Origin of the sequence: Streptomyces sp. SudanB182_2057 (genome assembly GCF_964272715.1) — a bacterium.
In the GTDB taxonomy this organism is placed as follows: domain Bacteria; phylum Actinomycetota; class Actinomycetes; order Streptomycetales; family Streptomycetaceae; genus Streptomyces; species Streptomyces rubradiris.
This window is the reverse complement of sequence record NZ_OZ186798.1, coordinates 7,406,265-7,430,716: the sequence shown is the minus strand read 5'-3', so window position 1 is coordinate 7,430,716 and position 24,452 is coordinate 7,406,265. Positions and strand designations below refer to the sequence as shown.

20 protein-coding genes and 1 pseudogene are annotated in these 24,452 nt (G+C 74.3%); 5 read left to right on the top strand and 16 right to left on the bottom strand.

Annotation, left to right across the window (positions count from 1 at the left end; genetic code table 11):
* Window positions 1-55: 55 nt before the first annotated feature.
* From ACSURM_RS33150 to ACSURM_RS33135, 4 genes and pseudogenes are all read right to left on the bottom strand, one after another.
* A complete protein-coding gene (locus tag ACSURM_RS33150; protein WP_436959556.1) occupies window positions 56-1,222 on the bottom strand; it encodes a thiolase domain-containing protein in 1,167 nt (388 codons plus the stop codon).
* Window positions 1,219-2,288, bottom strand: a pseudogene (locus tag ACSURM_RS33145) (thiolase domain-containing protein). Before ACSURM_RS33145 ends, ACSURM_RS33150 begins: the two are co-directional and overlap by 4 nt.
* Window positions 2,285-3,226, bottom strand: a complete 942-nt coding sequence (locus tag ACSURM_RS33140) for a Zn-ribbon domain-containing OB-fold protein (RefSeq protein WP_436959554.1) — start codon at window positions 3,224-3,226, stop codon at window positions 2,285-2,287. Before ACSURM_RS33140 ends, ACSURM_RS33145 begins: the two are co-directional and overlap by 4 nt.
* 14 nt (window positions 3,227-3,240) lie before the next feature.
* The gene (locus ACSURM_RS33135; RefSeq protein ID WP_436959553.1) at window positions 3,241-4,041 is read right to left on the bottom strand and encodes a crotonase/enoyl-CoA hydratase family protein; all 801 of its coding nucleotides are present in this window, start codon (window positions 4,039-4,041) and stop codon (window positions 3,241-3,243) included.
* A 180-nt stretch (window positions 4,042-4,221) separates the two neighbouring features.
* On the opposite strand from ACSURM_RS33135, the gene ACSURM_RS33130 reads away from it, so the two are divergent.
* Both ACSURM_RS33130 and paaK read left to right on the top strand, forming a co-directional pair.
* The gene (locus tag ACSURM_RS33130) at window positions 4,222-5,838 is read left to right on the top strand and encodes an acyl-CoA synthetase (RefSeq protein ID WP_436959551.1); all 1,617 of its coding nucleotides are present in this window, start codon (window positions 4,222-4,224) and stop codon (window positions 5,836-5,838) included.
* 180 nt (window positions 5,839-6,018) lie between these two features.
* Window positions 6,019-7,323 carry a phenylacetate--CoA ligase PaaK gene (gene paaK, locus ACSURM_RS33125; protein WP_436959549.1) on the top strand — a complete coding sequence of 435 codons (1,305 nt, stop codon included), beginning with the start codon at window positions 6,019-6,021 and terminating at the stop codon, window positions 7,321-7,323.
* A 127-nt stretch (window positions 7,324-7,450) separates the two neighbouring features.
* Here the strand turns inward: paaK and ACSURM_RS33120 are convergent, their stop codons facing one another.
* Window positions 7,451-8,683, bottom strand: coding sequence for an MFS transporter (locus tag ACSURM_RS33120; protein WP_436959547.1), 1,233 nt, complete (start codon window positions 8,681-8,683; stop codon window positions 7,451-7,453).
* A gap of 78 nt (window positions 8,684-8,761) precedes the next feature.
* Between ACSURM_RS33120 and ACSURM_RS33115 the strand changes: the two genes are divergently transcribed.
* Window positions 8,762-9,346, top strand: coding sequence for a CGNR zinc finger domain-containing protein (locus ACSURM_RS33115; protein WP_436959545.1), 585 nt, complete (start codon window positions 8,762-8,764; stop codon window positions 9,344-9,346).
* A 110-nt stretch (window positions 9,347-9,456) separates the two neighbouring features.
* Here the strand turns inward: ACSURM_RS33115 and ACSURM_RS33110 are convergent, their stop codons facing one another.
* From ACSURM_RS33110 to ACSURM_RS33100, 3 genes are all read right to left on the bottom strand, one after another.
* Window positions 9,457-10,953: an acyl-CoA synthetase gene (locus tag ACSURM_RS33110; protein WP_436959543.1), complete on the bottom strand. Its 1,497-nt coding sequence runs from the start codon at window positions 10,951-10,953 to the stop codon at window positions 9,457-9,459.
* Between the two features lie 103 nt (window positions 10,954-11,056).
* The gene (locus ACSURM_RS33105) at window positions 11,057-12,607 is read right to left on the bottom strand and encodes an acyl-CoA synthetase (RefSeq protein WP_436959541.1); all 1,551 of its coding nucleotides are present in this window, start codon (window positions 12,605-12,607) and stop codon (window positions 11,057-11,059) included.
* Window positions 12,604-13,713, bottom strand: a complete 1,110-nt coding sequence (locus ACSURM_RS33100; protein ID WP_436959540.1) for an NAD(P)H-dependent flavin oxidoreductase — start codon at window positions 13,711-13,713, stop codon at window positions 12,604-12,606. Before ACSURM_RS33100 ends, ACSURM_RS33105 begins: the two co-directional genes overlap by 4 nt.
* A gap of 166 nt (window positions 13,714-13,879) precedes the next feature.
* On the opposite strand from ACSURM_RS33100, the gene ACSURM_RS33095 reads away from it, so the two are divergent.
* The gene (locus ACSURM_RS33095) at window positions 13,880-15,670 is read left to right on the top strand and encodes a serine hydrolase (RefSeq protein ID WP_436959539.1); all 1,791 of its coding nucleotides are present in this window, start codon (window positions 13,880-13,882) and stop codon (window positions 15,668-15,670) included.
* Here ACSURM_RS33095 and ACSURM_RS33090 read toward each other — a convergent pair.
* The 4 genes from ACSURM_RS33090 to ACSURM_RS33075 form a co-directional block, all read right to left on the bottom strand.
* Window positions 15,636-17,243 carry a phytoene desaturase family protein gene (locus tag ACSURM_RS33090; protein WP_436959537.1) on the bottom strand — a complete coding sequence of 536 codons (1,608 nt, stop codon included), beginning with the start codon at window positions 17,241-17,243 and terminating at the stop codon, window positions 15,636-15,638. The two genes, ACSURM_RS33095 and ACSURM_RS33090, sit on opposite strands and share 35 nt — an antisense overlap.
* A 66-nt stretch (window positions 17,244-17,309) precedes the next feature.
* The gene (locus ACSURM_RS33085; protein ID WP_436959535.1) at window positions 17,310-18,170 is read right to left on the bottom strand and encodes an oxygenase MpaB family protein; all 861 of its coding nucleotides are present in this window, start codon (window positions 18,168-18,170) and stop codon (window positions 17,310-17,312) included.
* A gap of 216 nt (window positions 18,171-18,386) precedes the next feature.
* Window positions 18,387-19,565, bottom strand: coding sequence for an acyl-CoA dehydrogenase family protein (locus tag ACSURM_RS33080; protein WP_436959533.1), 1,179 nt, complete (start codon window positions 19,563-19,565; stop codon window positions 18,387-18,389).
* Window positions 19,566-19,685: 120 nt separating this feature from the next.
* On the bottom strand, window positions 19,686-20,057 hold the full coding sequence (locus ACSURM_RS33075; protein WP_030783980.1) for a ferredoxin: 372 nt from the start codon (window positions 20,055-20,057) through the stop codon (window positions 19,686-19,688).
* Between the two features lie 140 nt (window positions 20,058-20,197).
* Between ACSURM_RS33075 and ACSURM_RS33070 the strand changes: the two genes are divergently transcribed.
* Window positions 20,198-20,563: a DUF6479 family protein gene (locus ACSURM_RS33070; protein WP_436959531.1), complete on the top strand. Its 366-nt coding sequence runs from the start codon at window positions 20,198-20,200 to the stop codon at window positions 20,561-20,563.
* Between the two features lie 94 nt (window positions 20,564-20,657).
* Here ACSURM_RS33070 and ACSURM_RS33065 read toward each other — a convergent pair whose 3' ends face one another.
* The 4 genes from ACSURM_RS33065 to ACSURM_RS33050 form a co-directional block, all read right to left on the bottom strand.
* Window positions 20,658-20,852, bottom strand: coding sequence for a hypothetical protein (locus ACSURM_RS33065; protein WP_436959529.1), 195 nt, complete (start codon window positions 20,850-20,852; stop codon window positions 20,658-20,660).
* Window positions 20,853-20,938: 86 nt separating this feature from the next.
* On the bottom strand, window positions 20,939-22,189 hold the full coding sequence (locus ACSURM_RS33060) for an ANTAR domain-containing protein (protein ID WP_436959527.1): 1,251 nt from the start codon (window positions 22,187-22,189) through the stop codon (window positions 20,939-20,941).
* 304 nt (window positions 22,190-22,493) lie between these two features.
* On the bottom strand, window positions 22,494-23,405 hold the full coding sequence (locus ACSURM_RS33055; RefSeq protein ID WP_436959525.1) for a glycosyltransferase family 2 protein: 912 nt from the start codon (window positions 23,403-23,405) through the stop codon (window positions 22,494-22,496).
* Window positions 23,402-24,343, bottom strand: a complete 942-nt coding sequence (locus tag ACSURM_RS33050) for a glycosyltransferase family 2 protein (RefSeq protein WP_436959524.1) — start codon at window positions 24,341-24,343, stop codon at window positions 23,402-23,404. Before ACSURM_RS33050 ends, ACSURM_RS33055 begins: the two co-directional genes overlap by 4 nt.
* Window positions 24,344-24,452 lie beyond the last annotated feature (109 nt).

Below are 24,452 nucleotides of genomic sequence, written 5' to 3'. Positions count from 1 at the left end.
GGTCGTCCCGCTGCCCGTCCGCCGGGCGGTCGCCGGGATTGCCCGGCCGGGGCCGTCAGGAGTCGGGGGGCTCGGAGCCGACGAGCCACATGGCGAAGAACTGCGAGCCGCCGCCGTAGGCGTGTCCGAGCGCCCGGCGGGCCCCGTCCACCTGGTGGTCGCCGGCCCGGCCGCTCACCTGGAGGGCGGCCTCGGCGAAGCGGATCATGCCGGAGGCACCGATGGGGTTGGCGCTGAGCACGCCGCCGGACATGTTGACGGGCAGGTCGCCGTCGAGCGCCGTCACCCCGGACTCGGTGAGTTTCCAGCCCTCGCCCGGCGCGGCGAAGCCCAGGTTCTCCAGCCACATCGGCTCGTACCAGGAGAACGGCACGTACAGCTCGACGGCGTCGATGTCCCGGCGCGGGTCGGCGATCCCGGCCTGCCGGTAGACGTCGGCGGCGCAGTCCCGGCCGGCCCGCGGGGAGACGAAGTCCTTGCCGGCGAAGAGGGTGGGTTCGCTGCGCATGGCGCCGCCGTGCAGCCAGGCGGGCGGCCGGGGGGCGCGGGCTGCTCCGGCGCGGTCGGTGAGGACCATGGCGCAGGCGCCGTCGGAGGACGGGCAGGTCTCGGAGTAGCGGATGGGGTCCCACAACATGGGGGACGCCACCACCTTTTCCAGGGTGATGTCGTGTTCGTGGAGGTGGGCGTAGGGGTTCTTCAGGGCGTTGCGGCGGTCTTTGCAGGCGACGAGGGCGCCGATGGTGTCGGGGGCGCCGCTGCGTCGCATGTAGGCGCGCACATGGGGGGCGAAGAAGCCGCCGGCTCCGGCGAGCAGCGGCTGCTGGAAGGGGATGGGCAGGGACAGGCCCCACATGGCGTTGGACTCGGACTGTTTTTCGAAGGCGAGGGTGAGGACCGTGCGGTGGACGCGGGCGGCGATCAGGTTCGCGGCGACGAGCGCGGTGGATCCGCCGACGGAGCCGGCGGTGTGCACGCGCAGCATGGGTTTGCCGACGGCGCCGAGGGCGTCGGCGAGGTACAGCTCGGGCATCATCACGCCCTCGAAGAAGTCGGGTGCCTTGCCGATGACGACGGCGTCGATGTCGGCCCAGGTCAGCTCCGCGTCCTGAAGGGCGCGCGTGGCGGCCTCGCGGACGAGTCCGGCGATCGAGACGTCCCGGCGGGCGGCGACGTGCTTGGTCTGGCCGATCCCGGTGACGGCCACGGGCTCCTTGCTCATCGTGGATCCCCTTCGAGTACGGCGACCAGGTTCTGCTGGAGACAGGGGCCGGAGGTGGCGTGGGCGAGGGCCCGGTCGGAGTCGCCGCGGTGGACGCGGGTGGCGGCCTCTCCGACGCGGACGAGCCCGGCGGCCATGACCGTGTTGGCGGCGAGGGCGCCGCCGGAGGGGTTGACGCGGACACTGTCGTCCAGGCGCAGGGCCCGGCGCAGGACACCTCCTGGGAGCTGAACGGGGCGTGCAGTTCGGCGGTGTCGACGGGCCGTTCGAAGGCGCCCGCCCGCTCGGCGGCGAGCCGGGTGGAGGGTGAGTCGGTGAGGTCGCGTACGCCGAGGGAGTGGGCCTCGACGCGGTGGTCGATGCCCCGGATCCAGGCGGGGCGTTCGCACAGGTCGCGGGCCCGGTCCCCGGCCGCGAGGAGCACGGCGGCGGCGCCGTCGCCGATGGGTGGGCAGTCGCCGGTGCGCAGCGGCCGTACGACGTAGTCGCCCTGCGGGACACGTCCCGTGAGCTGGGCGTGCGGGTTGGCCGCGGCGTCGGCCCTGCTGCGGGCGCCGACGGCGGCCAGCGCGGCTTCGTCGGTGTGCCCGGCATCTATGAGTGCCTGGGCCTGGAGGGCGGCGAGGGCTATGGAGTCGGGCCACAGGGGGGCGACGTAGTAGGGGTCGAGCTGGCGGGTGAGGACGTCCCGTACCGAGCCGGGTGAGCACTTGCCGTAGGAGTAGACGAGCGCGGTGTCGGCGTCCCCGGTGAGGAGTTTGGTCCATGCCTCGTACAGCGCCCAGGCGCCGTCCATCTCGACGTGCGACTCGGAGATGGGCGGCCAGGCGCCGACGCCGTCGAGGGCGAGGGTGAAGGAGAAGGCGCGGCCGGCCAGGTAGTCGCTGGAGCCGGAGCAGGTGAAGCCGATGTCGGCGGTCTTCAGGCCGGTCCGCGCCAGGACCTCGTGCAGGACCGGCATCACCATCTCGACCTCGGAGGTGTCCTCGGTGGAGCGCCGGTGGCCGGTCTGGGCGAAGGCGACGACGGCGATGTCCCGGGGGCCGGGCGTGTGACGGCCGGTCACAGCAGCTCCTTGTACGTCTCGTAGGGGGCGTCGGGTTCGCCGGTGGGCCGGTAGTGGTCGGGGTGGCGGGCCCCCTCGGTCCACACCGGCTCCACCCGCAGGCCCATGCGGACCCGGTCGTAGGGGATGCCGCCGATCCGGGCGTGCAGGGCGAGGTCGGCGCCGTCGAGGGCGATGTGGGCGTAGACGTACGGCACCTCGATGTCGAGGTTCTTGGCCTTGATGTTGACGATGCAGAAGGTGGTGACTGTGCCCCGGGGACCCACGTCGACCTGTTCCGCTGTGGCGACGCCACATGTGGGGCACGCACCCCTGGGCGGGACGTACACCTTGCGGCAAGAGGGGCAGCGTTCGCCGACGATGCGCCGGGCGGCGAGGGCGTTGATGTAGGCGGACTGGGCGCGGCCGGGCGAGTAGGTGTAGTCGAGGCGGGCGGGGGTGACGATGCCGGTGAGCGGGTGCTCGAAGGCGCCGGTGTGGCCGGCCGGTCGTACGGGTTCGCCGTCGTGGGGCTCGAAGCAGGCGATGTCGGTGATGGCCCCGGTGCGTTCCGCCGCCCAGCGGACGCGCACCCGCATGCCGGTACGGACGGCTTCGGGGCCGGGGGCGTCGAGGGCGTGCAGCAGGGCGGTGTCGGCGCCGTCGAGCCGGACCAGGACCCAGGCGAAGGGAGTGGCGAGGGGCTGGCCGCGGCGGGGGGCGTGGTTCCAGGCCCAGGTGGTGACGGTGCCGGTGGGGGCGACCTCCACCAGGTCGCGCAGTTCGGCGGCGGTGACGGGGTCGTACTCGACGGGCGGGACGAGGGTGCGGCCGTCGGTGGTGCGTACACCGAGGACGACGCGTTCGCGCAGGCCGGTGAGGAAGGCGCTCTGGACGGGGCCGAGGGAGCGGGTGAACGGGAACTCCACGACGAGCGGCGCGGAGAGGACTTCGGGCATGGGGGCTCCTCGGGTCAGGCGCGTTTGTAGACGGGGGGCCGCTTCTCGGCGAAGGCGCGGGCGCCTTCCTTGGCGTCGTCCGTGCCGAAGACGGGCATACCGCGGGCGAGTTCGGCGGCGAGCCCGTCGGCCTCGGTCATCTCCGCCGTCTCGTAGACGGACGCCTTGACGGCCTCCACGGCGAGCGGGGCGCAGGCGTTGACCTGCTCGGCGATCTCCAGGGCCTTGGCGAGGGCGGTGCCGTCGGGCACGACATGGCCGATCAGGCCGATGCCGGCGGCTTCCCGGGCGGTGTAGGGGCGCCCGGTGAGCAGCATCTCCAGGGCGTGGGTGCGCGGGATCTGGCGCTGGAGGCGGACGGTGGAGCCGCCGACGGGGAACAGGCCGCGGCGCACCTCGAACAGGCCGAAGGTCGCGGATTCGCCGGCCACCCGGATGTCGGTGCCCTGGAGGATCTCGGTGCCGCCCGCGACGCAGTGGCCCTCGACGGCGGCGATCACCGGTTTGCGGGGGCGGTGGTGGCGCAGCATCGCCTTCCAGTGCAGGTCGGGGTCGGCCTCCAGCCGGTCGCGGTAGTGCTGTCCGGCCATGCCGTTCCCGGCCAGCGCCTTCAGGTCCATCCCGGCGCAGAAGACGCCCTGGGCGCCGGTGAGCACGATCGAGCGGACCGTGTCGTCGGCGTCGGCCTCCCGCCAGCCGTCGTAGAGGCCGACGAGCATCGCGAGGGACAGCGCGTTGCGGGCGTCGGGCCGGTTGAGCGTGAGCACCAGGGTGGCGCCCTCGCGCCGCACGGTGAGGTGTTCGGTACCGGTCATGGGCCAACTCCCCTCGGTCAGAACGAGAACAGGTTGCAGTAGGCGGGGAGGCACTGCAAGGGTTTTCTGACAGCCAGTCAGATTCTTTGGCGCCGGGCCTTCACAGTCGCGCCGCCCTTTGCTCTGATGACCGGCGAGCCGGCGGATGCCGGGCACGGGCGCCCGGGGTCAGGAGGAGCGGTGGAGTACAACCTTGCCGATCTGTTCGAGTCGGTCGTCGACGCGGTGCCGGACCGCGAGGCGCTGGTCTGCCTCGACCATCCCGGGACGGGCGCCGAACGCCGGCTGACGTACGCCGAGCTGGATGCCGCCGCCAACCGCGTCGCGCACCACCTGACGGACAGCGGTGTACGGCCCGGGGAGCACCTCGGCCTCCACCTGTACAACGGGGTCGAATATCTGCAGACGGTACTGGCCTGCCTGAAGGCCAGGATCGTCCCGGTGAACGTCAACTACCGCTATGTCCAGGACGAGTTGGCGTATCTCTATCGGGACGCGGACCTGGTCGCGCTGGTCTTCGACGGGGAGTTCGAGGACCGGGTGGCGGGGGCGCTGCCGCGGGCGCCGGGGCTGCGGCATCTGCTGCGGGTGGGGGAAGGCACGGGCGGGGTGCCGGGAGCGGTGCCGTTCGACCGGGCCGAGGCGTCCGGGCCGCCCGGGCGCGGCTTCCCGGCCCGCTCCGGTGACGACCTGTTCATCATCTACACCGGCGGCACCACGGGCATGCCCAAGGGCGTGATGTGGCGCCAGGAGGACCTCTTCTTCGCCGGGCTGGGCGGCGGGGCGCCGACCGGGGATCCGGTGAAGGCACCGGAGGAACTGGCCGAGCGGGTCGCAGCGGGCGGCGCCGGAATCACCTTCTTCCCCGCTCCCCCGCTGATGCACGGCACATCGACGCTCACCGCGTTCATCGGGTTCGACTTCGGCCAACGCGTCGTGCTGCACCGCAAGTTCGACCCCGAAGCGGTGCTGCGGACGGTACAGCGGGAGCGGGTCACCAGCATGTCGCTGGTCGGCGACGCGATGCTCCGCCCGCTGCTCGACGCGCTCGCCGGGCCGCTGCGGGGCACGGACTGCTCGTCGCTGTTCAGCGTCTCCTCCTCGGGCGCGATCCTGTCGGAGACGGTCCGCCGGCAGTTCCGCGAACTGCTGCCGGACACCCTGCTGCTGAACAACTTCGGCTCCTCGGAGTCCGGCTTCAACGGCACCGCCACCGAGGACGCGGGGCCCGGACGGGGTTTCCGCATCCGGGTCAACTCCCGTACCCGGGTGGTGGATCCGGTGACGCGGGAGCCGGTCGCGGCGGGCGCTGTCGGCCGGGTCGCGCAGTGCGGGCACGTGCCGCTCGGCTACTACAACGACCCGGTGAAATCGGCGGAGACGTTCTTCGAGCGGGACGGGCGGCGCTGGGTGCTGCTCGGCGACATGGCGACCGTCGACGCGGACGGCGTGGTCACCGTGCTGGGCCGGGGGTCCCAGTGCATCAACACCGGTGGCGAGAAGGTGTACCCGGAGGAGGTCGAGCAGGCTCTCAAGGCGCATCCGGACGTGTACGACGCGCTGGTGGCCGGCGTGCCGGACGCCCACTGGGGCAATCACGTGGCAGCCGTGGTCCAGTTGCGCGCGGGCGCGCCGCGCCCCTCGCTGGCCGACATCCAGCGTCACTGCCGCACCCGCCTGGCCGGCTACAAGGTGCCACGCCAGTTGGTGATCACGGACACCGTCCAGCGCTCCCCGAGCGGCAAGGCCGACTACCGGTGGGCCCGGGAGGTGGCCACGGCGGCGGAGTCGCCATGACCGGCGGGACCGTGCCGGCGGGCGGTCAGGCCCCGCCCGGCCGCCCGCCACTCGTCGGCCGCCGGGAAATTCCCGCAGACCCCTTGCCCTCGGGCCCGGTGGCCTGAATTACTTGCCCCAGCGGCGACGACCGAATGATCGGTCGTCCGGAATGTACGGCTGGGCAGGGAGAACGTTCCGATGACGGATGCGGTGGATCCGCTCGACGCGGGCGAACGGCTCGGGACCGAGGAGCTGCGGGCGCTCCAGCTGGAGCGGCTGCGGGCCTCGCTGCGGCACGCGTACGAGCACGTGCCGTTCTACCGGGAGTCCTTCGACAAGGCGGGCGTCCGCCCGGAGGACTGCCGTACGCTCGCCGACCTGGCCCGCTTCCCCTTCACGACGAAGGCCGACCTCCGGGCGAACTACCCGTACGGCATGTTCGCCGTCCCCCGGGAGCGGATCCGCCGGCTGCACGCCTCCAGCGGCACCACGGGACAGCCCACGCTGGTCGGCTACACCGACCGCGACCTCTCCATGTGGGCCGACCTGGTGGCGCGGTCCCTCCGGGCGGCCGGCGGCCGGCCCGGCGATGTCGTGCATGTGGCCTACGGCTATGGGCTGTTCACCGGCGGCCTGGGCGCCCACTATGGTGCCGAGCGGCTTGGCTGTACGGTCGTCCCCGCGTCCGGCGGCATGACGGCCCGTCAGGTACGGCTGATCCTGGACCTGGAACCGTCCGTCATCATGGTGACCCCCTCCTACATGCTCACGCTGCTGGACGAGTTCGAGCGGCAGGGCGTGGACCCGCGCGGCACCTCGCTGCGGGTGGGTGTCTTCGGGGCCGAGCCGTGGACCGAGCCGATGCGGCGGGAGATCGAGGAGCGGTTCGCGATCGACGCCGTCGACATCTACGGACTGTCCGAGGTGATCGGCCCCGGCGTCGCCCAGGAGTGCGCGGAGACCAAGGACGGGCTCCATGTGTGGGAGGACCACTTCTACCCGGAGATCGTGGACCCGGTCACGGGCGAGGTACTGCCGGAGGGCGAGCGGGGCGAGCTGGTGTTCACCTCGCTGACCAAGGAGGCCATGCCGGTCGTCCGGTACCGGACGCGGGACCTGACCCGGCTGCTGCCCGGCACGGCCCGGGTGTTCCGGCGGATGGAGAAGATCACCGGGCGCAGCGACGACATGGTGATCCTGCGCGGAGTGAATCTCTTCCCGACGCAGATCGAGGAGATCGTGCTGCGCACGCCCGGGGTGGCGCCGCACTTCCAGCTGCGCCTGACCCGGGAGGGCCGCCTCGACGCCCTGACCGTCCGGGCCGAGGCGCGCCCGGACGCGCCGCCGGAGGCGCGGGAGGCGGCGGCCCGGTCCATCGTGGCGGCGGTCAAGGACGGGATCGGGGTGTCGGTGCGGGCGGAGATCGTGGAACCGGAGTCGCTGGAGCGGTCGGTGGGCAAGATCCGCCGGATCGTGGACCTACGGTCCGGGGGCGACGGGTAGGCGGGACCGAGCCGGGCCCACCGGGGCCGGGTACAGCGGGACCGGGTCCAGCGGGCGACGCGCCCCGGATCCGGGCCTCACGGCACCGTGCTCGAACATGCCTCACGGCACCGTGCTCGATCCGGCCTCACGGCACCTTGCTCGGTGCCGCCGGGCCCCCGGCCGGTACGACCGGCGGGCGCGGCCTGGTCAGGTGCCGGGCCAGCGCGATCGCGGCCATCAGGGCGACCAGCCCCGTCACCCCCGGCCAGCCCAGTCCGCCGTACGCCCGTACCCCGAGCCAGGACCCGGCGCTGCCGCCGAGGAACGCGCAGGTCATGTAGGCGGTGTTGACGCGGGCCCGGGCGTCCGGGCGGAGCGCGAAGTTGCGGGCCTGGTTGGCGACCTGACCGCCCTGCACGGCCACGTCGAGGAGCAGCATGCCGGCCGCCAGCACGATCAGCCCGGCGGTGCCGCCCGTGCCGCCGAGGACCAGCACCCCCGCCGAGCCGATCGCCCCGAGCAGACACCACAGGCTCACCGCGTCCGGTCCCCGGCGGTCCGCCGCGCGTCCGGCGATGGGGGTGCAGAACATGCTCGCGGCGCCCACGAGTCCGAGCACGCCCACGGTCTGGGCGCCCATGGCGTACGTCGGCCCGGTCACGAGGAGGGTGAGCGCGGTCCAGGCGGCGCTGAAGCCGGCGAAGACGGTCGCCTGGTAGAGGCAGGAGCGCCGCAGGCCGGGTTCTTCGCGCAGCAGGCGCAGCGGGGCGGATATCAGCGCGGGATACGGCTGCCGGGACGTCGGTGTGGTGTCCGGCACCACCCGGGCGAGCAGCAGGGCGAGGGCGAGGACCAGGGCGGCGGCGGTGAGGTAGGGGGCGCGCCAGCCCAGCCACTCGCCGAGGGCGCCGCCGAAGGTGCGGGCCAGCAGGATGCCGCCGATGAGTCCGCTGAGGAGGGTGCCGGTGACGGCGCCGCGCCGTTCGGCGGGGACGAGTCCGGCGGTCATCGGGATGATGATCTGCGGGACGACCGTGGTGACGCCGGTGACGGCGCTCGCGGCGACGAGGACGGGGAGGGTGGGCGCGGCTCCGGCGAGGAGCAGGCCGGCCGCGGTCAGCGCGAGCAGGGTGACGACGAGCCGGCGGTGCGGGAGCCGGTCGCCGAGCGGGACCAGCAGGAAGATGCCGCCCGCGTAGCCGAACTGGGCCGCGGTCACGACAAGGGCCGCCTCGCCCGCCGGGACGCGCAGGTCGGCGGCGATCAGCGCGCTGATGGCCTGGGGGAAGTAGACGGTGGCGACGCTCACTCCGCAGGCGAGCGCGAGCACGAGGATCACCCGGCGGGGTGGGGTGGGCGGTGCGGGGGACGCGGACACGCGGCACCTCTTCGGGAACCGGTTTGAACGGTTGCCGCACGGTACCAGTCAAACCGGTTCGCCTTGTAGGGTGAGGGGGTGCCGACGACGCTCCGCTTCCGCCAGGGTTCGGGCCGCCTCTGTCTGGATTTCGCCCGGACGCTGCGCTTGCGGGGCACGGCCGAGGCCGTGGAGGAACTGCCCGACGCCGAGGCCCTGGCCGCCTGGGTAGGGCAGTGCGGCCCCTGCCCGGCCGGGGCCGGCGACGTACCGCCCGGCCTGGTGCGCGCGGCGCGGGAACTGCGCGAGGCGGTCCACCGGCTGATCACCGCCGCCCGCGCCGGCGCGGCCCCGGACGAGCGGGCGCGCGCCCTGGTCAACGAGGCCGCGGCCCGTCCCGTGCCGGTTCCCGCGCTCACCGCCTCGGGCCGGCTGGCCTGGCACGCCGGGGACCCGGTGCGTGCCACGCTGGCCCTCGTCGCCCGGGACGCGCTGGACCTGGTCACCTCCCCGGCCGTGGGCCGGGTGCGCGACTGCGCGGGGACCTCGTGCGGGGCGCTGTTCCTGGACACCTCGCGGCCGGGCACCCGGCGCTGGTGCTCGATGGGCACCTGCGGCAACCGCGCGAAGAAGGCCGCACTGCGCCGCCGGGCCGCGGGCGGGCCAGGGCCGGCCGGAGGGTGACCGGGGCCGGAGGGTGACCGGGGCCGGCCGGCGCCCGGTGACCGTGGCGGTGCCCCGTACCGGAAGTGGTCCCCGGCCGTCGTAGCGGTCTCCAGTCGCCGTAGCGGTCTCTAGTCGCCGAAACGGTCGCGGAGTTCGCGTTTGAGGATCTTGCCGCTGGCGTTGCGTGGCAGCTCGGGGACGAACAGCACGCGTTTGGGCGCCTTGAACGGGGCGATCCTGTCCTTCACATGGGCGATGAGCTGATCCTCCGTCACCTCGGCGCGCGGCACGACGACCGCGGTGACGGCCTCGATCCACCGTTCGTCGGGCAGGCCGATCACGGCGGCCTCGGCGACCGCCTCGTGGGTGTAGAGCACGTCCTCGACCTGGCGTGAAGCCACCAGTACGCCGCCGGAGTTGATGACGTCCTTCACCCGGTCCACAATGGTGAGGTAGCCCTCGGCGTCCCGCACCGCGAGGTCCCCGGAGTGGAACCAGCCGCCGCGGAACGCCTCGTCGGTCTCCTCGGGCCGGTCCCAGTAGCCCTCGCACAACTGCGGGGAGCGGTAGACGATCTCGCCCGGGACCCCGACGGGGACGTCCGTGCCGTCCAAGTCGACCACCCGGGCGTCCACGAACAGGACGGGGCGGCCGCAGGAGTCCGGCCGCGCGTCGTGCTCTTCGGGGCCGAGGACGGTGGCCAGCGGGCCGATCTCGCTCTGGCCGAAGCAGTTGTAGAAGGCGAGGTGCGGCAGCCGTGCGCGCAGGCGCCGCAGTACCGGGACGGGCATGACCGACGCGCCGTAGTAGGCCTTGCGCAGCCCGGACAGGTCGCGGGTCGCGAAGTCCGGGCGGCCCGCGAGGCCGATCCAGACCGTCGGCGGGGCGAACAGGCTGTCCACGCGGCCGGTCTCGATCAGGTCGAACAGCCGGTCCCCGTCGGGCGCGTCCAGGATGAGGTTCGTCGCGCCGACCGCGAGGTACGGCAGCAGGAAGACATGTGTCTGCGCCGAGTGGTACAGCGGAAGCGCGTGCACGGGCCGGTCGCCGGCCTTGAGGTCGAGGGCCGTGATGGCGCTCAGGTAGGCGTGCACCAGGGCCCGGTGGGTCATCATGGCGCCCTTGGGCAGGGCGGTGGTGCCGGAGGTGTACAGCAACTGCGCGAGGTCCTCGGCGCGGGGTTCCGGGCCGTCGTACGGCGGTGCCTCCGGGAGCAGGGCGAGCAGCGAGTCGCCGGTGTCGCGCAGCGGCAGCGTCCGCGTCCCGTCCGGCAGCCGCCCGGTGAGGCCGGGATCGGCGAGGACGAGCGCGCTGCCGGACTGGCCGAGGACGTAGGCCAGGTCGTCGCCGGTGAGGTTGTGGTTGATCGGCACATGGACCAGGCCCGCGCGGGCGCAGGCGAGGAAGGCGATCAGATAGGCGTCGGAGTTGTGGCCGTAGGCGGCGACCCGGTCGCCGGGCGTGCGGCCCTCGGCGAGCAGCAGCGAGGCCGCGCGGGAGACGGCGTCGTCCAGTTCCTCGTACGTCCACGCCCGGTCGCCGTACTCGACGGCGACGCGCGCCGGGGTGCGCCGGGCGCTGCGCCGCAGCATCCCGTCGACCGTGCTGCCCTGTGCCTGCGTCATGCCTCAGGATCCTCGGCATACCGCCCGGGGCGGGTCAAGCACCCGGGAGTGCCGAACGTCCGGCACATGGTTCCGGCGCACATGTGGCGAGCCCACAGTGAGGTCACACCGGGCGTGTGCGGCCCTGCCAGTACGGCTCCCTCAGCCGCCGTTTGTAGAGCTTGCCGTTGGGGTCGCGGGGCATCTCGGCGGTGAAGTCGACGGTCCTGGGGCGCTTGTAGGGGGCGAGCCGTCCGGCGCAGTGGTCCAGGATCGCGGCGGCGAGCGCGGGCCCGGGTGCGTGGCCCGGGGCCGGTTCGACGACGGCCTTGACCTCCTCGCCCCAGTCGTCGTGCGGGATGCCGAAGACGGCGGCGTCGGCGACGGCGGGGTGGCCGAGGAGCACGGACTCGATCTCGGCCGGGTAGATGTTGACCCCGCCGGAGATGATCAGGTCGATCTTGCGGTCGCGGAGGAAGAGGTAGCCGTCCTCGTCCAGGTAGCCGAGGTCGCCGACGGTGAAGAAGTCGCCGATGCGGTTGTTGCGCGTCTTGGTCTCGTCCTTGTGGTACGAGAAGCCGCCGGTGTTCATCTTCATGTAGACGGTGCCGAGCCGTCCGGGCGGCAGCCGTTCGCCGTCCTCGTCGAAGACGGCGAGTTCGCTGATGGGCCAGGCCTTGCCGACGGTGCCGGGCTTCTTCAGCCAGTCCTCGGCGGTGGCGAAGGCCCCACCGCCCTCGCTCGCGGCGTAGTACTCCTCCACACACGGGCCCCACCAGTCGATCATCGCGCGTTTCACATGGTCGGGGCAGGGCGCGGCGCCATGGATGGCGTGCCGCAGGGACGAGACGTCGTAGCGGGCCCGGATGTCGTCGGGGAGGGCCAGCAGCCGGTGGAACTGGGTCGGGACCATATGGGTGTGGGTGCACTTGTGTGTGTCGATGAGCCGGAGCATCTCCTCGGGCGTCCACTTGTCCATCAGGACGAGGCGGTGGCCGAGGTGCAGGGACGCGCCGGCGAACTGGAGGACGGCGGTGTGGTAGAGCGGCGAGCAGACGAGGTGCACGTTGCCGTCATGGGGCCGGATGCCGAAGATGCCGAGGAAGCCGCCGAGGTGGGCCTCCTCGGGGCGTTTGCCGGGCAGCGGGCGGCGGATGCCGCGGGGCCGGCCGGTGGTGCCCGAGGTGTAGTTCATGACCCAGCCCAGTTCCCGGTCCGCGGGTGCCGACGCGGGCTGTCCGGCGAAGAGGCGGTCGTACGGCCGGAAGCCCTCGGCCGTGCCGACGGCGTACAGGTGGCTCGCCGGGAGCCCGGCCTCGTCGGCCGCCCGGCGGGCCGGGCCGGCGTACCGCTCGTGGGCGAGGAGCACCTTGGCGCCGGAGTCGGCGACGATCCAGGCGATCTCCGGGCCCACGAAGTGGTGGTTGACCGGCACGAGGTAGAGGCCGGCCTGGGTGGCGGCGAGGTAGGCGGTGAGGAACTCGGGCCCGTTGGGCAGGACGACGGCGAAGGCGTCCCCGCGCCGCAGGCCGGCCGCGCGCAGGCCGTGGACCAGGCGGTTGGCGGCGGCGTGCAGCCGGCCGGCGGTCCACTCCTCACCGTCCGGCGCGATCAGGGCGGTGCGGTCGGGGTCCTGGGCGGACTGGGCCCAGAAGCCGGCGGGGGGTGTGGTCACCGGCCGCTCCTTCCGGCGATGCGGCTGATACGGTCCACGGCCTGTTCGAAGCCGCGGGTGAGGTCGTCGAGGACGGCCTGGACCGAGCGTTCGGCGGTCATCCGGCCGACGATCTGGCCGACGGGCGTGCCGAGCAGCGGTTCCACCTCGTACTTCTGGACACGGGAGACCGCCTCGGCCACCAGCAGCCCCTGCAACGGCATCGGCAGCGCGCCGGGCCCGGCCGGGTCGTCCCAGGCGTCGGTCCACGCGGTGCGCAGCTGGCGTGCGGGTTTTCCGGTCAGGGCGCGGGAGCGGACGGTGTCCCCGGACCCGGCGGCGAGCAGTTTGCGGGTCAGGGCGGGCGAGTGCAGGTCGGCTTCTGTGGTGGTCAGCCACAGGGAGCCCAGCCATACACCTTGGGCGCCGAGGGTGAGTGCCGCCGCCACCTGGGCGCCGCTGCCGATGCCTCCGGCGGCCACGACGGGCAGCGGGTCGACGGCGTCGACGACCTCGGGGGTGAGGACCATGGTGGCGATCTCGCCGGTGTGTCCGCCGGCCTCGTAGCCCTGGGCCACGACGATGTCGATGCCCGCGTCCCGGTGCTTCACGGCGTGCCGGGCGCTGCCGGCGAGCGCGGCGACCGGGATGTCCCGGTCGTGGGCGCGCGCGACGACGTCGGGGGGCGGGGCGCCGAGGGCGCTCGCCAGCAGCCGGATCGGGTGGTCGAAGGCGACGTCGAGCTGGGTGCGGGCGACCTGCTCCATCCAGCCGGTGATGCGCCACCCGGACGTGTCGCCCGCGGCCAGTTCGGGCACGCCGTGCGCGGCGAGGGTGTCGCGCACGAACCGCCGGTGCGCCTCGGGGATCATCGCCTCGACGTCGGCCTCCGTGACCCCTTCGACCTTCTTGGCGGGCATGACGACGTCCAGCCCGTAGGGGTGGCCGCCGGTGTGCGCGTCGAGCCAGTCGAGGTCGCGTGCGAGGTCGTCGGGGGCGGTGTAGCGGACCGCGCCGAGCACGCCGAAGCCGCCGGCCCGGCTGATGGCCGCGGCGACGGCGGGGAACGGCGTGAAGCCGAAGACGGCGTGCTCGATTCCCAGTTTCCTGCTCAGCTCCGTCTGCATGGGCGCAGGATGGCGCAGCCGGGCGGAGGACGGAAGACCTTTCCTGATGACTCGTCAGATTCTGCGGAGGGCCTCGCGCCCCGTTGACACGCCCCGCGCCTGACAGGAAAGTTTCACGGTGCGGGACGGGTCCGGAAAGATACTTTCAGGCGGGAGGCCGCGGACGATGACGGACAACCTGGCAGGCGGAAGAGCGGGCGGGCCGACCCGCAGGCGGCTCGTGGCCGGCTCCCTGGCCGCGGGCGGCGCCCTGGCCCTCGGCGCGTTCCCGGCGGGCCCGGCCGCCGCCGCGCCCGATGCGTCCGGCCGCCGCACCACCCTGCGGTACGGCTCCCCCGAACGCGCCGGGCTGCTCCCCGCGCAGCTGCGGCAACTCGTCGCGGACGCGGAGGCGTTCCTCGCCCCCTCCCCCCGGCACCCGTGGTACGCGGGCGCCGTCCTGCTCGCCGGGCGCGGCGGCACGGTGGCCCTGCACGAGCCGATCGGCATGGCGGTGCGCTACTCGGCGTACGACGAGAAGACCGACACCGGCGTCGAGTTGCCGCCCGACCGGCGACTGCCGATGACCCGGGACACCGTGTTCGACCTGGCGTCGGTCTCCAAGCTGTTCACCTCGCTCCTTGCCGTGCAGCAGATCGAGCGGGGCGCGCTGGACCTGGAGGGCGCGGTCGCCTCGTATCTGCCGGACTTCGGCCGCGCGGGCAAACAGCGGGTGACGATCCGTCATCTCCTCACGCACACGTCCGGTCTGCGGGCGTGGCTGCCGCTGTACACGGCGCCGGGCCACGCGGACAGGCTCCGGCTCATCTGGGACGAGGCACTCCTCGCCCCGCCGGGCTCGGCGTACCTGTACTCGGACCTGAACATGATCACGCTGGGGCTGGTCCTGGAGACGGTCACCGGCCGCCCGCTGGACGCGCTGCTGCACGAGCAGATCACCGGTCCCCTCGGCCTGGACGGCACCCGTTACCGCCCGCCCGCCTCCTGGAAGCCGCGGATCGCGGCCACCGAGGACGCCCGCAAGCCCTGGTCGGGGCTGGACCGCGGGCTGGTGTGGGGCGAGGTGCACGACGAGAACGCCTACAGCCTGGGCGGTGTCGCGGGCCACGCCGGGGTGTTCTCCCGCGCCTGGGACCTGGCGGTCCTCGGCCGGACCCTGCTCAACGGCGGCCGCTACGGCCGGAGCCGGATCCTGCGGCCGGAGTCGGTGGAGCTGATGTTCACCGACTTCAACACGGCGTTCCCCGGCGACGAGCACGGCCTCGGCTTCGAGCTGTACCAGCACTGGTACATGGGGGCGATGGCCACCCCGCGCACGGTCGGCCACACCGGCTTCACCGGCACCTCGCTCGTACTGGACCCCACGACCGACTCGTTCCTGGTCGTGCTCGGCAACTCCGTGCACCCGGTGCGCACGTGGCGCTCCGGTTCCGCGCCCCGGGTGGCGGCCGGCGACCGGCTCGCCCGCGCGGTGCCGGTCCGTCCGGCCCGGGGCCGTACTGCCTGGTTCTCGGGCATGGCGAACGCCACGGCCGCCACGCTCGCGCTGCCCGCGCTGGACACCTCCGCGGGCACGGCCCGGCTGCGCTGCGCCCTGTGGTGGGACACCGAACCCGGCGCCGACCAGCTGGTGTTGGAGTCGACCACGGACGGCGGCGCCACCTGGCAGCCGGTCCCCTTCACCACCGTCCGGCCCGGCGGCGGCCCCGAGGAGCATCCGGCGGGCGCGGTCTCCGGCTGGTCGGGCCGGGTGTGGCACCGGGTGTCGGCCGAGCTGCCGGCCGGCCCCGGCCTGGGGCTGCGCTGGCGGTACGGCACCGACGCGCGGTACGTGGGCCGGGGCGCGTACGTGGACGCGCTGCGCGTGGCGGCGGGCGGGATGGTGCTGTTCGACGGGGCGCGCCCGGCGGACGCGGCGCGGATCACGGCGGTGGGCTGGCGGAAGTCGGCCGACTGAGCGGGGTGGGGCGGTCCCGTTCCAGTACCGCCATCGCCGCGTTGTGCCCCGGCACCCCGCTCACCCCGCCGCCGCGCACCGCGCCCGCCCCGCACAGCAGGACGTTCGCGTGCCGGGTCTCCACTCCCCAACGGCCCGCCCCCTCCTCGGCCCAGGGCCAGGACAGGGCCCGGTGGAAGATGTGGCCGCCGGGCAGCCGGAGGTCCCGTTCCAGGTCCAGCGGGGTCTTCGCCTCGACGCAGGGGCGGCCGTCGGCGTCGGTGGCCAGGCAGTCGGCGAGCGGCTCGGCGAGATGGGCGTCGAGCTGGGCGAGGGTGGCCGCCAGCAGTTCCTCGCGTACGGCGTCGTTGTCCCGGTCGAAGAGCCGGGCCGGGGTGTGCAGGCCGAACAGGGTGAGCGTGTGCCAACCGCGCTCGGCGAGGCGGGGGCCGAGGATGGTGGGGTCGGTCAGGGAGTGGCAGTAGATCTCCGACGGCGGGGCGGTCGGGAGCCGGCCGGCGGCGGACTCGGCGTGGGCGGTGGCGAGTTGCCGGTAGCCCTCGGCGATGTGGAAGGTGCCGGCGAACGCCTCGCGGGGGTCGGCGTCGGGGTCGCGCAGCCGGGGCAGCCGGGTGAGCAGCATGTTCACCTTGAGCTGGGCGCCTTCGGCGGGCTCGGGCGCCGGGTCGCCGGTGAGCGCGGCCAGTTGGTGCGGGGAGGCGCCCGCCAGGACGTACCGGGCGGCGGCGGTGCCCTCGCCGTCGGCCGTGCGGTAGGTGATCTCGGCGGTGTGTCCGTCGGTGTCGATCCGGACCGCCTCGTGCCCGGTGGCGATGCGCGCCCCCGCCGAGCGGGCCGCCGCGGCCAGCGCGTCGGTCAGCGCGCCCATGCCGCCGACGGGCACGTCCCAGGCGCCGGTGCCGCCGCCGATGACGTGGTAGAGGAAGCAGCGGTTCTGGACCAGGGTGGGGTCGTGGGCGTCGGCGAAGGTGCCGATGAGCGCGTCGGTGAGGACGATGCCGCGGACCAGGTCGTCGGTGAACGTCTCCTCGATGGCGACGCCGACCGGTTCCTCGAACAGGGCCCGCCAGGCGGCCTCGTCGTCGATGCGGCGGCGCAACTCCTCCCGGCCGGGCAGCGGTTCGGTGAGCGTGGGGAAGACGCGCCGGGCGACGTGGCCCGTCATGCCGTAGAAGCGCCGCCAGGCGGTGTACTCGCGGTCGCCGCCGGTCAGCCGGGCGAACGCCTCCCGGGTGCGCTGCTCGCCCCCGCCGACCAGCAGGCCCGTGGGCCGGCCCGCCCGCTCCGCCGGGGTGTACGAGGAGATGGTGCGCGGGCGGATGCGGAAGTCCAGGCCGAGGTCGCGCACGATCTTCCGCGGGAGCAGGCTGACCAGGTAGGAGTAGCGGGACAGCCGGGCGTCGACGCCGGCGAAGGGGCGGGTGGAGACGGCGGCGCCGCCGGTGTGGTCCAGCCGTTCCAGGACCAGCACGGAGCGGCCGGCCCGGGCCAGGTAGGCGGCGGCGACCAGGCCGTTGTGGCCACCGCCGACGATCACGGCGTCGTACGCGCGGGTCGGCTCGTTCGCGGACATGGTCCTTCGTAGCACGCGCTGATCCACGAGGGCCAGAGCCGGCCCCGGCCCGGATGCGGGGGCCGGTCAGGGACGGAGTCTCTCCGGGGCCGGACGGGCGGCGGGGCCGAGGCGGGCCATGGCGCGCAGGATGTGCTTCGGGGGGAGCTGCCAGCGCACCCGGGCGGGTATCGCGCGCAGCACGGCGCCCGTGGCGCGCAGCCTCCGGGTGACGGCGGCGGGCGCGGGGGCGGGCCTGCCGTACAGCTCGTGGGCGTACGCGGGCAGGGAGGCGTACGCCAGGTGTGCCACCCACCGCCACAGCACCTCCCGCGCCGGGATCAGGAGCGGGTGGGCCGGCGGGCGGCGCAGGAAGCTCTCCACCTCGCGGGCTTCGGGGCCGGCGGCGAGTTCCGGCCGTACCTTCTCGAAGTAGGCGGCCAGTTGGGCGCGGCTCGCCGGTACGGTCTCCGGGTCGAGCCCCACCAGCCGGGCGCCGGCGCGGTGTTCGGCCACGTACCGGTCGGCCTGGGCGTCGGTGAGCGGGAACCCCGAGCGGCGCAGGACGTGCAGATAGGAGTCGATCTCCGCGCAGTGCACCCACAGAAGCAGGGCGGGCTCGTCGAGGCCGTAGCGTTCGCCGGTGTCCGGGTCGGTCGCGGTCAGCCTGGCGTGGATGCCGCGTACCCGGGCCCCGGCCCGCTCGGCGGCCTCGGTGGTGCCGTACGTCGTCGTCCCCACGAAGTTCGCGGTCCGCCGCAGCCGCCCCCAGGCGTCCCGCCGGAAGTCGGAGTTCTGCGTCACCCCCCGTACCGCCCGCGGATGCAGCGCCTGAAGATACAGCGCCCGCACCCCCGCGACCCACATCATGGGGTCACCGTGCATCTGCCAGGTCACCGAGCCGGGCGTGAACAGCCCGGGATCACCCGCGGACGCGTCCACGACCATCGCACGTCACCCCTCATCGGTCCGTCGACCCCGCCGACGGAAGGTCTCCGGTGGCCCGCACCACCCGAAACCACGCGGCACGGACCCTCGGCTCATTCTCCCAGGCCCTTCGAAATAAACGTCCAGGTCCTCTGGGCCGGGCCTCGCCCTCGTCGCCCCGACCGTTTCAAAGCCCTCGTGCGTGACCGGCTCGACGGCTTCGGTGTCCGAGCGGTCCTACCGCCGCACCCTCGGCATCCGCAGGCCCAGCCAGGAGATGATCTCGCGTTGGATCTCGTTGTTGCCGCCGCCGAAGGTGAAGATGACCGCGGAGCGGTAGCCGCGTTCCAGTTCGCCGTGGAGGACGGTGCCGGCCGAGCCCTCCTTGAGGGGGCCGGCCGCGGCGAGGATCTCCATGAGCCAGGCGTAGGCGTCCCGGCGGGCCTCGGAGCCGTAGACCTTGACCGCGGAGGCGTCCTGCGGGGTGAGGGTGCCGTCCTGGACGGCCGTGACCATCTGCCAGTTGAGGAGTTTGAGCGCGTCGAGCCGGGTGTGGGTGCGGGCGAGCAGCCGGCGCACCCAGGGCAGGTCGGCGACCCGGCGGCCGTCGGCGAGCTTGGTCTCCAGCGCCCAGCGCCGTACGTCGTGCAGCGCGCGGATCGCCATGGTGCCGTGCGCGGCCAGGGTGACGCGTTCGTGGTTGAGCTGGTTGGTGATCAGCCCCCAGCCCTCGTTCTCCGCGCCGACGCGGCGGGAGACGGGGACGCGCACGTTCTCGTAGTAGCTCGCGGTGGTGTCGTGGGAGGCGAGGGTGCGGATCAGGGTGCAGGAGTAGCCGGGGTCGGACGTCGGCACCAGCAGCATGGTGATGCCCTTGTGCGGCGGTGCCCCGGGATCGGTGCGCACGGCCAGCCACACCCAGTCCGCGGTGTCGCCGTTCGTCGTCCAGATCTTCTGCCCGTCGACGACGTACTCGTCCCCCTCGCGCACCGCCCTGGTCCTCAGCGATGCCAGGTCGGTGCCGGCGCCGGGCTCGCTGTAGCCGATCGCGAAGTCGATCTCGCCGGAGAGGATGCGGGGCAGGAAGTACGCCTTCTGCTCGTCGGTGCCGTACCGCATGATCGTCGGTCCGACCGTGTTCAGCGCCATCAGTGGCAGCGGCACCCCGGCCTGCGCGGCCTCGTCGAAGAAGATGAACTGCTCCATCGCCGTCAGCCCGCGCCCGCCGTACTCCTCGGGCCAGCCGACGCCGAGCCAGCCGTCCGCGCCGAGCCGGCGGATGGTGGCGCGGTAGAACCGCTTCTGCTCGGCCGGGTCGGTGTACCGGGCGTAGGCGTTGTCCGGGACCAGCTCGGCGAAGTAGGCCCGCAGTTCGGTGCGCAGCCGCTGCTGCTCGGGCGTGTGGTCGAGGTGCACGGCGCCTCCAGGCTCCCCAAGGGCGGTCCTGACGGCGCACACCGTAGAACGTGTTCCAGAAATTGGGAATGGCGGGGCCCGGGGATTTCACCCGCGGGCCCGCGCTCGGGGGTACGGTGCTCAGCCGAGCAGTTCCAGGAAGTCCGCGCAGGCGTCGGCGCAGGCCCGGCAGCTGGCCGCGGCCGACTCGGCGCCGGGGTGCCCGTCGAAGGCCCGGGCGCACTCCAGGCAGACCGAGCGGCACCAGTCCACCCGGGCGCGGATGCCCTCCTCGTCCTGCTGGTTCTCCTCGCTCAGCACCCGGCAGGTGGCGTCGCACGCCTCGGCGCACATGATGCCCAGCCGGCGCACGCGCTCCTGGTCCTCGCTGCCGTCCGGGTCGACCAGGCTCGCGCGCACGGCACAGGCCCGGGCGCACTCCGTGCACGCCTGGGCACACGTGAAACGGTCCTCTAGGAACCGGTACAGCTGCTGGGAAGTCGGCGATGTCACGCCGGTCGGGTAGCCGGGGCGACCGGGCGCAAACCACTGTCCCGGGGCGTACGGTCACCGGTTCGCACGGCGCCCACACCCATCACCATTGGGTCGCATTGTCCGGATTTGCACCCTTATCAGAGGGGTATTCCTGTTCTATGAACATCGCATCGATGCAGCTGGCCGCGCCGAGCGGCCTGATGAGCCTTGTCCTGTTCGTCGTGGCCGTGGCCGTGCTCGCGCTGCTCGGCGGCGGCTTCTGGATGACCTCCCGCGTCCGGTACCGCGAATCCCCGCGCCCGCGCCCCGAGGAACAGCCCAAGATGCCGCCGGGCGGACCGGTGCACGAGGTCCGGCAGAACCGGGAGTCCGCGGAGATACCCCGGATCCCCAAGGGCGAACGCCCGCTCACCCCGTACGACCTGTCCAACATGGACACCCGGCCGAGCACGTCGAAGGACCGCCCGCGCTGGAGCAAGGGCTCCAGCGGCTCGTTCGGCGGGGGCGGGCTCGGGGCCCACTGAGACACGTGGCAGCCGGACGCCCCTGGGACGCTGAAGCGTCCCAGGGGCGTCCGGCGGTGGGCCATGGCTGCGCGGCCCGCGCGGAAGCGTGCCGTCAGGGGTGGTCCGGCCGCTGTGCCGGAGGCACTCCGCCGCCCTCTCCCCCGCCCTTGCCGCCCTTGTCCGAGCCGTGCGGGCGGGCGCCCGAGGCGCGCTCGGCCTGCTGGCGGGCCTTCAGCTCGCCGCTGTCCTGCGGGGTGGCGCCTCCCTTGTCGCTGCGCCGCTGTTCGGGCTGCTGCGGATTGGACATGCGCCGGCCTCCCTCCGGTGGTACGGGTACGTGCCCGGTCCGGGTTCCCACGCCCGCGCCGGTGACGCACACCGGGGCGGGCCGGGTCACCGCACGGTGCGCGTCAGGGCCCGGTGGAGGTCTTTCAGGGCGTCCAGGAGCACCGAGCGGTGGTACCAGCTCAGCCAGGCCGAGGTGTCCGCGGCCAGCACGGCGAGCGCCTCGGTGTGCGCGGCGGTGGGCCGGTGGCCGGCGCCGGTCCAGTGCAGGCTGATCACGCCGGTGCACGAGCCGGCCGAGGAGAGCACCGGAACGCTGTGCACGGCGCGGGCGCCGCCGGCCAGCAGGGCGCGCCGGCATTCGTCGGCGAGCAGCGGGTCCGTCGCCACGTCGGGGACGCTCACCTGGCGGCCCAGGGTGCGGGCCGCCGCGTCGGCGGTGCCGTCGCCCCGGCCGCGCGCCAGGTGGTCGAGGACCGGCTCCGCGCAGCCGTGGTGGGTCTCCAGCGTCAGGGCGTTCACCGCCGGGTCCACGCACTGCACGTGCCCGGCGGGTGCCCGGCCGACGGCCAGCGCCTCGCGCAGGACGGCGTCGATCATCTGTCGGCGGTAGCGGGGGTCCCGGCCGCCGCGGGCCAGGATCCGCAGCCGCGGCACGGGCAGGGGGCGGCGGCCGGGGAACCACACCTCGCCGGCCGGGGCGCGGGCCACCACCACGGCCGACACCAGGACGCGCAGCGGCACGTTGAACCGCTGGGACGCCTCGCGCAGCGCCCGGAAGGCGGCGCCGGAGTCCGGCAGGCCGTAGCGGACCATGAGCACGCCCTGGGCCATGCCGATCACCGGGGCGGTGCGCACCCGGGCGCGCAGCGCGCGGACCTCCTGGTACAGGTCCTCGTACGAGGGCCGGACCGGGTCGGCGATCTGGGACCGCCAGGCGGGCAGCTCCTCCACCCGGGAGGCGGCGCGGGCCAGCTCGCGCAGCGCCTCGTCCAGGGTGGCGTAGAGCCGTACGCCGGTCAGCCGGGCCAGGTGCACCGCCTCGCGCACCCCGGGGCGGGCGCGGACGATGATCAGGTCGGGGCGTCCGGTGCGGGCCCGGGTCGTCTCGCTGAGGGTGCGCAGTACGGCGGCGCCGCCGAGCTGGACGTGGGCCATGTCGAGCACGGGGCGCAGTCCGGCGCGGTCGGCCTGTTCCAGATGGCCGCGCAGTTCCTGCGACCAGAGCTCGGCGCCGTGCGCGTCCAGGCTGCCGGACATGCGCAGCAGCAGGGCTCCCTCGGCGGGCAGCCCCTCGACCACGGAGGACTCGATGACGAGGCGAGCGGGTGCGGCCGGCCGGCCGGAGGAAGGTTTCATCGCATCACCCAGACAGGACGTCACAGAGGTCTCGCCCGGCCTCTCGCGGGCCCCGGCTCACCTCGCACGGTAGGCGCGGGCGGCCGGGCGCGCCATCCACCGCGCCGGGCGGGGGACGGCGGCCGGCAGGCACCGGCCGGCCGCGCACGCGACCCCGTCCCGGGCTCCGGGGCGCGCAGCGCGGGGAGGCGGGGTGGCGTGGGTGCGGAGGCCCGGCGGACCGCTTCCCGGCCGGGGGGTCACCGTGCCCGCGTCCCGGTGCCGGCTGCGACGACGGGCCCGGGCGGGTCGTGGCGCCGGCCGGTCAGCCGACGTACCGCCGCGCGGGTGAGTCGCGGCGGGCGCGTTCCAGCGTGGCGATCCGGTGTTCCAGGTCCGGCGGTACGGGGTCGCGCTGGCGCAGCACCCACGGCAGCCCGGCGGTGGCGTGGGCGAAGGCGCGGGCGGAGGCGGCGTCCCGGGGCACGGTCCGGATCAGGTGCCCGGTGCGGCGCAGCGCCGGCAGCAGGGGGCGGCGCAGCCAGGTGAACCACAGGGTGTTGCGCAGGCCGAGGACGCGGCGGGCGGTGCTGTCGCGCAGCCGGGAGGCGTGGTGGTGGACGGTGAGTTCCCCGGCGTAGGCGAGCCACCAGCCCTGGCGCTGGAGGTCGCAGGCGAGCAGTTCCTCCTCGCCGCCGAGCCACAGGCCGGGGTGGAAGCCGCCGGCGGCCCGGAAGGCCTCGGTGCGCAGCACGGTGGCGGCGGCCAGGAAGGAGCCGAGGGCGGGTCCGGGCAGCCAGTCGGGGCCGGTCAGCGGGGAGTCGCGCAGCTCCGGCACGACCGGGTCCTCGGTGCCGCCCGGTTCGACCAGGATCCGGGCGGTGACGGCGGCCAGCCGGGGCCGGGGGTCCAGCAGGTCGGCGGCGCGGCGCAGGCTGCCCGGCGCCCACCAGGTGTCGTCGTCGCAGAAGGCGACGTAGGGCGTGCGCACCCGCTGGACGGCCAGGTTGCGGCCGATGGCGCCGAGGTTGCGGCCGGGGCGCAGCAGGGTCATCTCGGGGAAGTCCCGGGCGACCGCTTCGGCGGTGCCGTCGGTGGAGGCGTTGTCGGTGACGATCACGGGCGGCCGCTCGGGGAGCCGGCGCAGCAGGCCGAGGGTGCGCAGCAGTTCCTCGCGGCGGTTGTGGGTGATCACGACGACGGTCGTACGGTCGTCGGGGCCGGTCCGGGCGGTCATGATGCGGTGCCTTCCCGGGGGTGTCCGGTCGCCTCCCGGTCGAGCAGGCGGGCGGCCCGCTCGACGTGCGGGGGCAGGGGCCGGCGGCGGGCGAGCGCGGCCGGGAGCCGGACGACGGCCTCCTTCAGGGCGCGGGGCGCGCCGGGGCGGCCGGTCGCGGCGGCGAGGGCCAGGCCGGTGCCGGCGCGCAGCGCGACCGGCCAGGGGCGGCGCAGGCAGGTGGTGAGGACGTGGTTGCGCCGGACGAGGGCGGAGCGGCCGGTGCGGGTGTGGTCCCCGGGGTGGTGGCGGGCGCACAGGGTGGGTTCGTAGGCCACGCCCCAGCCGGCGGCGGCCAGGTCGTAGGCGAGCAGGGTCTCCTCGCCGCCGAAGAAGAGCAGGGGGTGGTAGCCGCCGACGCCGAGGAAGGCTTCCTTGCGGACCACGCAGGCGCAGCCGAGGAAGCCGAGCACCGGACGGCCGGGCAGGTCGGGCTCGGGCGGCAGGGGGGAGGCGGCGAGTACGGCGTTGAGCGGGTCCTCGGCGGCCTCGTCGCCGACCAGGGTGCGGGCGGCGAGCAGGCCGAGGCGCGGGTGCCGGTCGAGGAGGTCGGCGGCGCGGGTGAGGCTGCCGGGCTCCCACCAGGAGTCGTCGTCGCTGAAGGCGACGTAGGGGGTGCGGGCGTGGCGGGCGGCCAGGTTGCGGCCGAGGGCGCCGGTGTTGCCGGCCGGGCGCAGCAGGCGGCTGATCGCGGGGTGGCCGGCGACGGCCCGGCGCGTGGTGTCGTCGCGGGAGTTGTCGACGACCACGACCGCCGGGCGTTCCGGGAGTGCGGCCAGGGCGTCCAGGGTGCGCAGCAGGCTGGCGGCGCGGTCGCGGGTGATGACGGCGACGGTGATCCGCGGGTCGCCGGAGGTGGTGGGCCGGCGGGTGCGGGCGGGGGCGTGCTCAGTGGACATGCGCCACCTCCCGCCCGGCGGGACGGCCGGTGCGAGCGGGGATGTGTTCAGCGGACATGCGCCACCCCCCACCCGGCGGGTCGGCAGGTCGGCGGACGCGAGGCGGAGT

Excerpts from the sequence above, each read along its gene's own strand:
- ACSURM_RS33150 (WP_436959556.1), bottom strand. The coding sequence starts at position 1,222 with ATGAGCAAGGAGCCCGTGGCCGTCACCGGGATCGGCCAGACCAAGCAC.
- ACSURM_RS33060 (WP_436959527.1), bottom strand. The coding sequence starts at position 22,189 with ATGAAACCTTCCTCCGGCCGGCCGGCCGCACCCGCTCGCCTCGTCATC.
- ACSURM_RS33070 (WP_436959531.1), top strand. The coding sequence starts at position 20,198 with ATGAACATCGCATCGATGCAGCTGGCCGCGCCGAGCGGCCTGATGAGC.
- ACSURM_RS33095 (WP_436959539.1), top strand. The coding sequence starts at position 13,880 with ATGACGGACAACCTGGCAGGCGGAAGAGCGGGCGGGCCGACCCGCAGG.
- ACSURM_RS33110 (WP_436959543.1), bottom strand. The coding sequence starts at position 10,953 with ATGACGCAGGCACAGGGCAGCACGGTCGACGGGATGCTGCGGCGCAGC.
- ACSURM_RS33065 (WP_436959529.1), bottom strand. The coding sequence starts at position 20,852 with ATGTCCAATCCGCAGCAGCCCGAACAGCGGCGCAGCGACAAGGGAGGC.
- ACSURM_RS33050 (WP_436959524.1), bottom strand. The coding sequence starts at position 24,343 with ATGTCCACTGAGCACGCCCCCGCCCGCACCCGCCGGCCCACCACCTCC.
- ACSURM_RS33085 (WP_436959535.1), bottom strand. The coding sequence starts at position 18,170 with ATGGTCGTGGACGCGTCCGCGGGTGATCCCGGGCTGTTCACGCCCGGC.
- ACSURM_RS33140 (WP_436959554.1), bottom strand. The coding sequence starts at position 3,226 with ATGCCCGAAGTCCTCTCCGCGCCGCTCGTCGTGGAGTTCCCGTTCACC.
- ACSURM_RS33135 (WP_436959553.1), bottom strand. The coding sequence starts at position 4,041 with ATGACCGGTACCGAACACCTCACCGTGCGGCGCGAGGGCGCCACCCTG.
- ACSURM_RS33090 (WP_436959537.1), bottom strand. The coding sequence starts at position 17,243 with ATGTCCGCGAACGAGCCGACCCGCGCGTACGACGCCGTGATCGTCGGC.
- paaK (WP_436959549.1), top strand. The coding sequence starts at position 6,019 with ATGACGGATGCGGTGGATCCGCTCGACGCGGGCGAACGGCTCGGGACC.
- ACSURM_RS33055 (WP_436959525.1), bottom strand. The coding sequence starts at position 23,405 with ATGACCGCCCGGACCGGCCCCGACGACCGTACGACCGTCGTCGTGATC.
- ACSURM_RS33100 (WP_436959540.1), bottom strand. The coding sequence starts at position 13,713 with ATGCAGACGGAGCTGAGCAGGAAACTGGGAATCGAGCACGCCGTCTTC.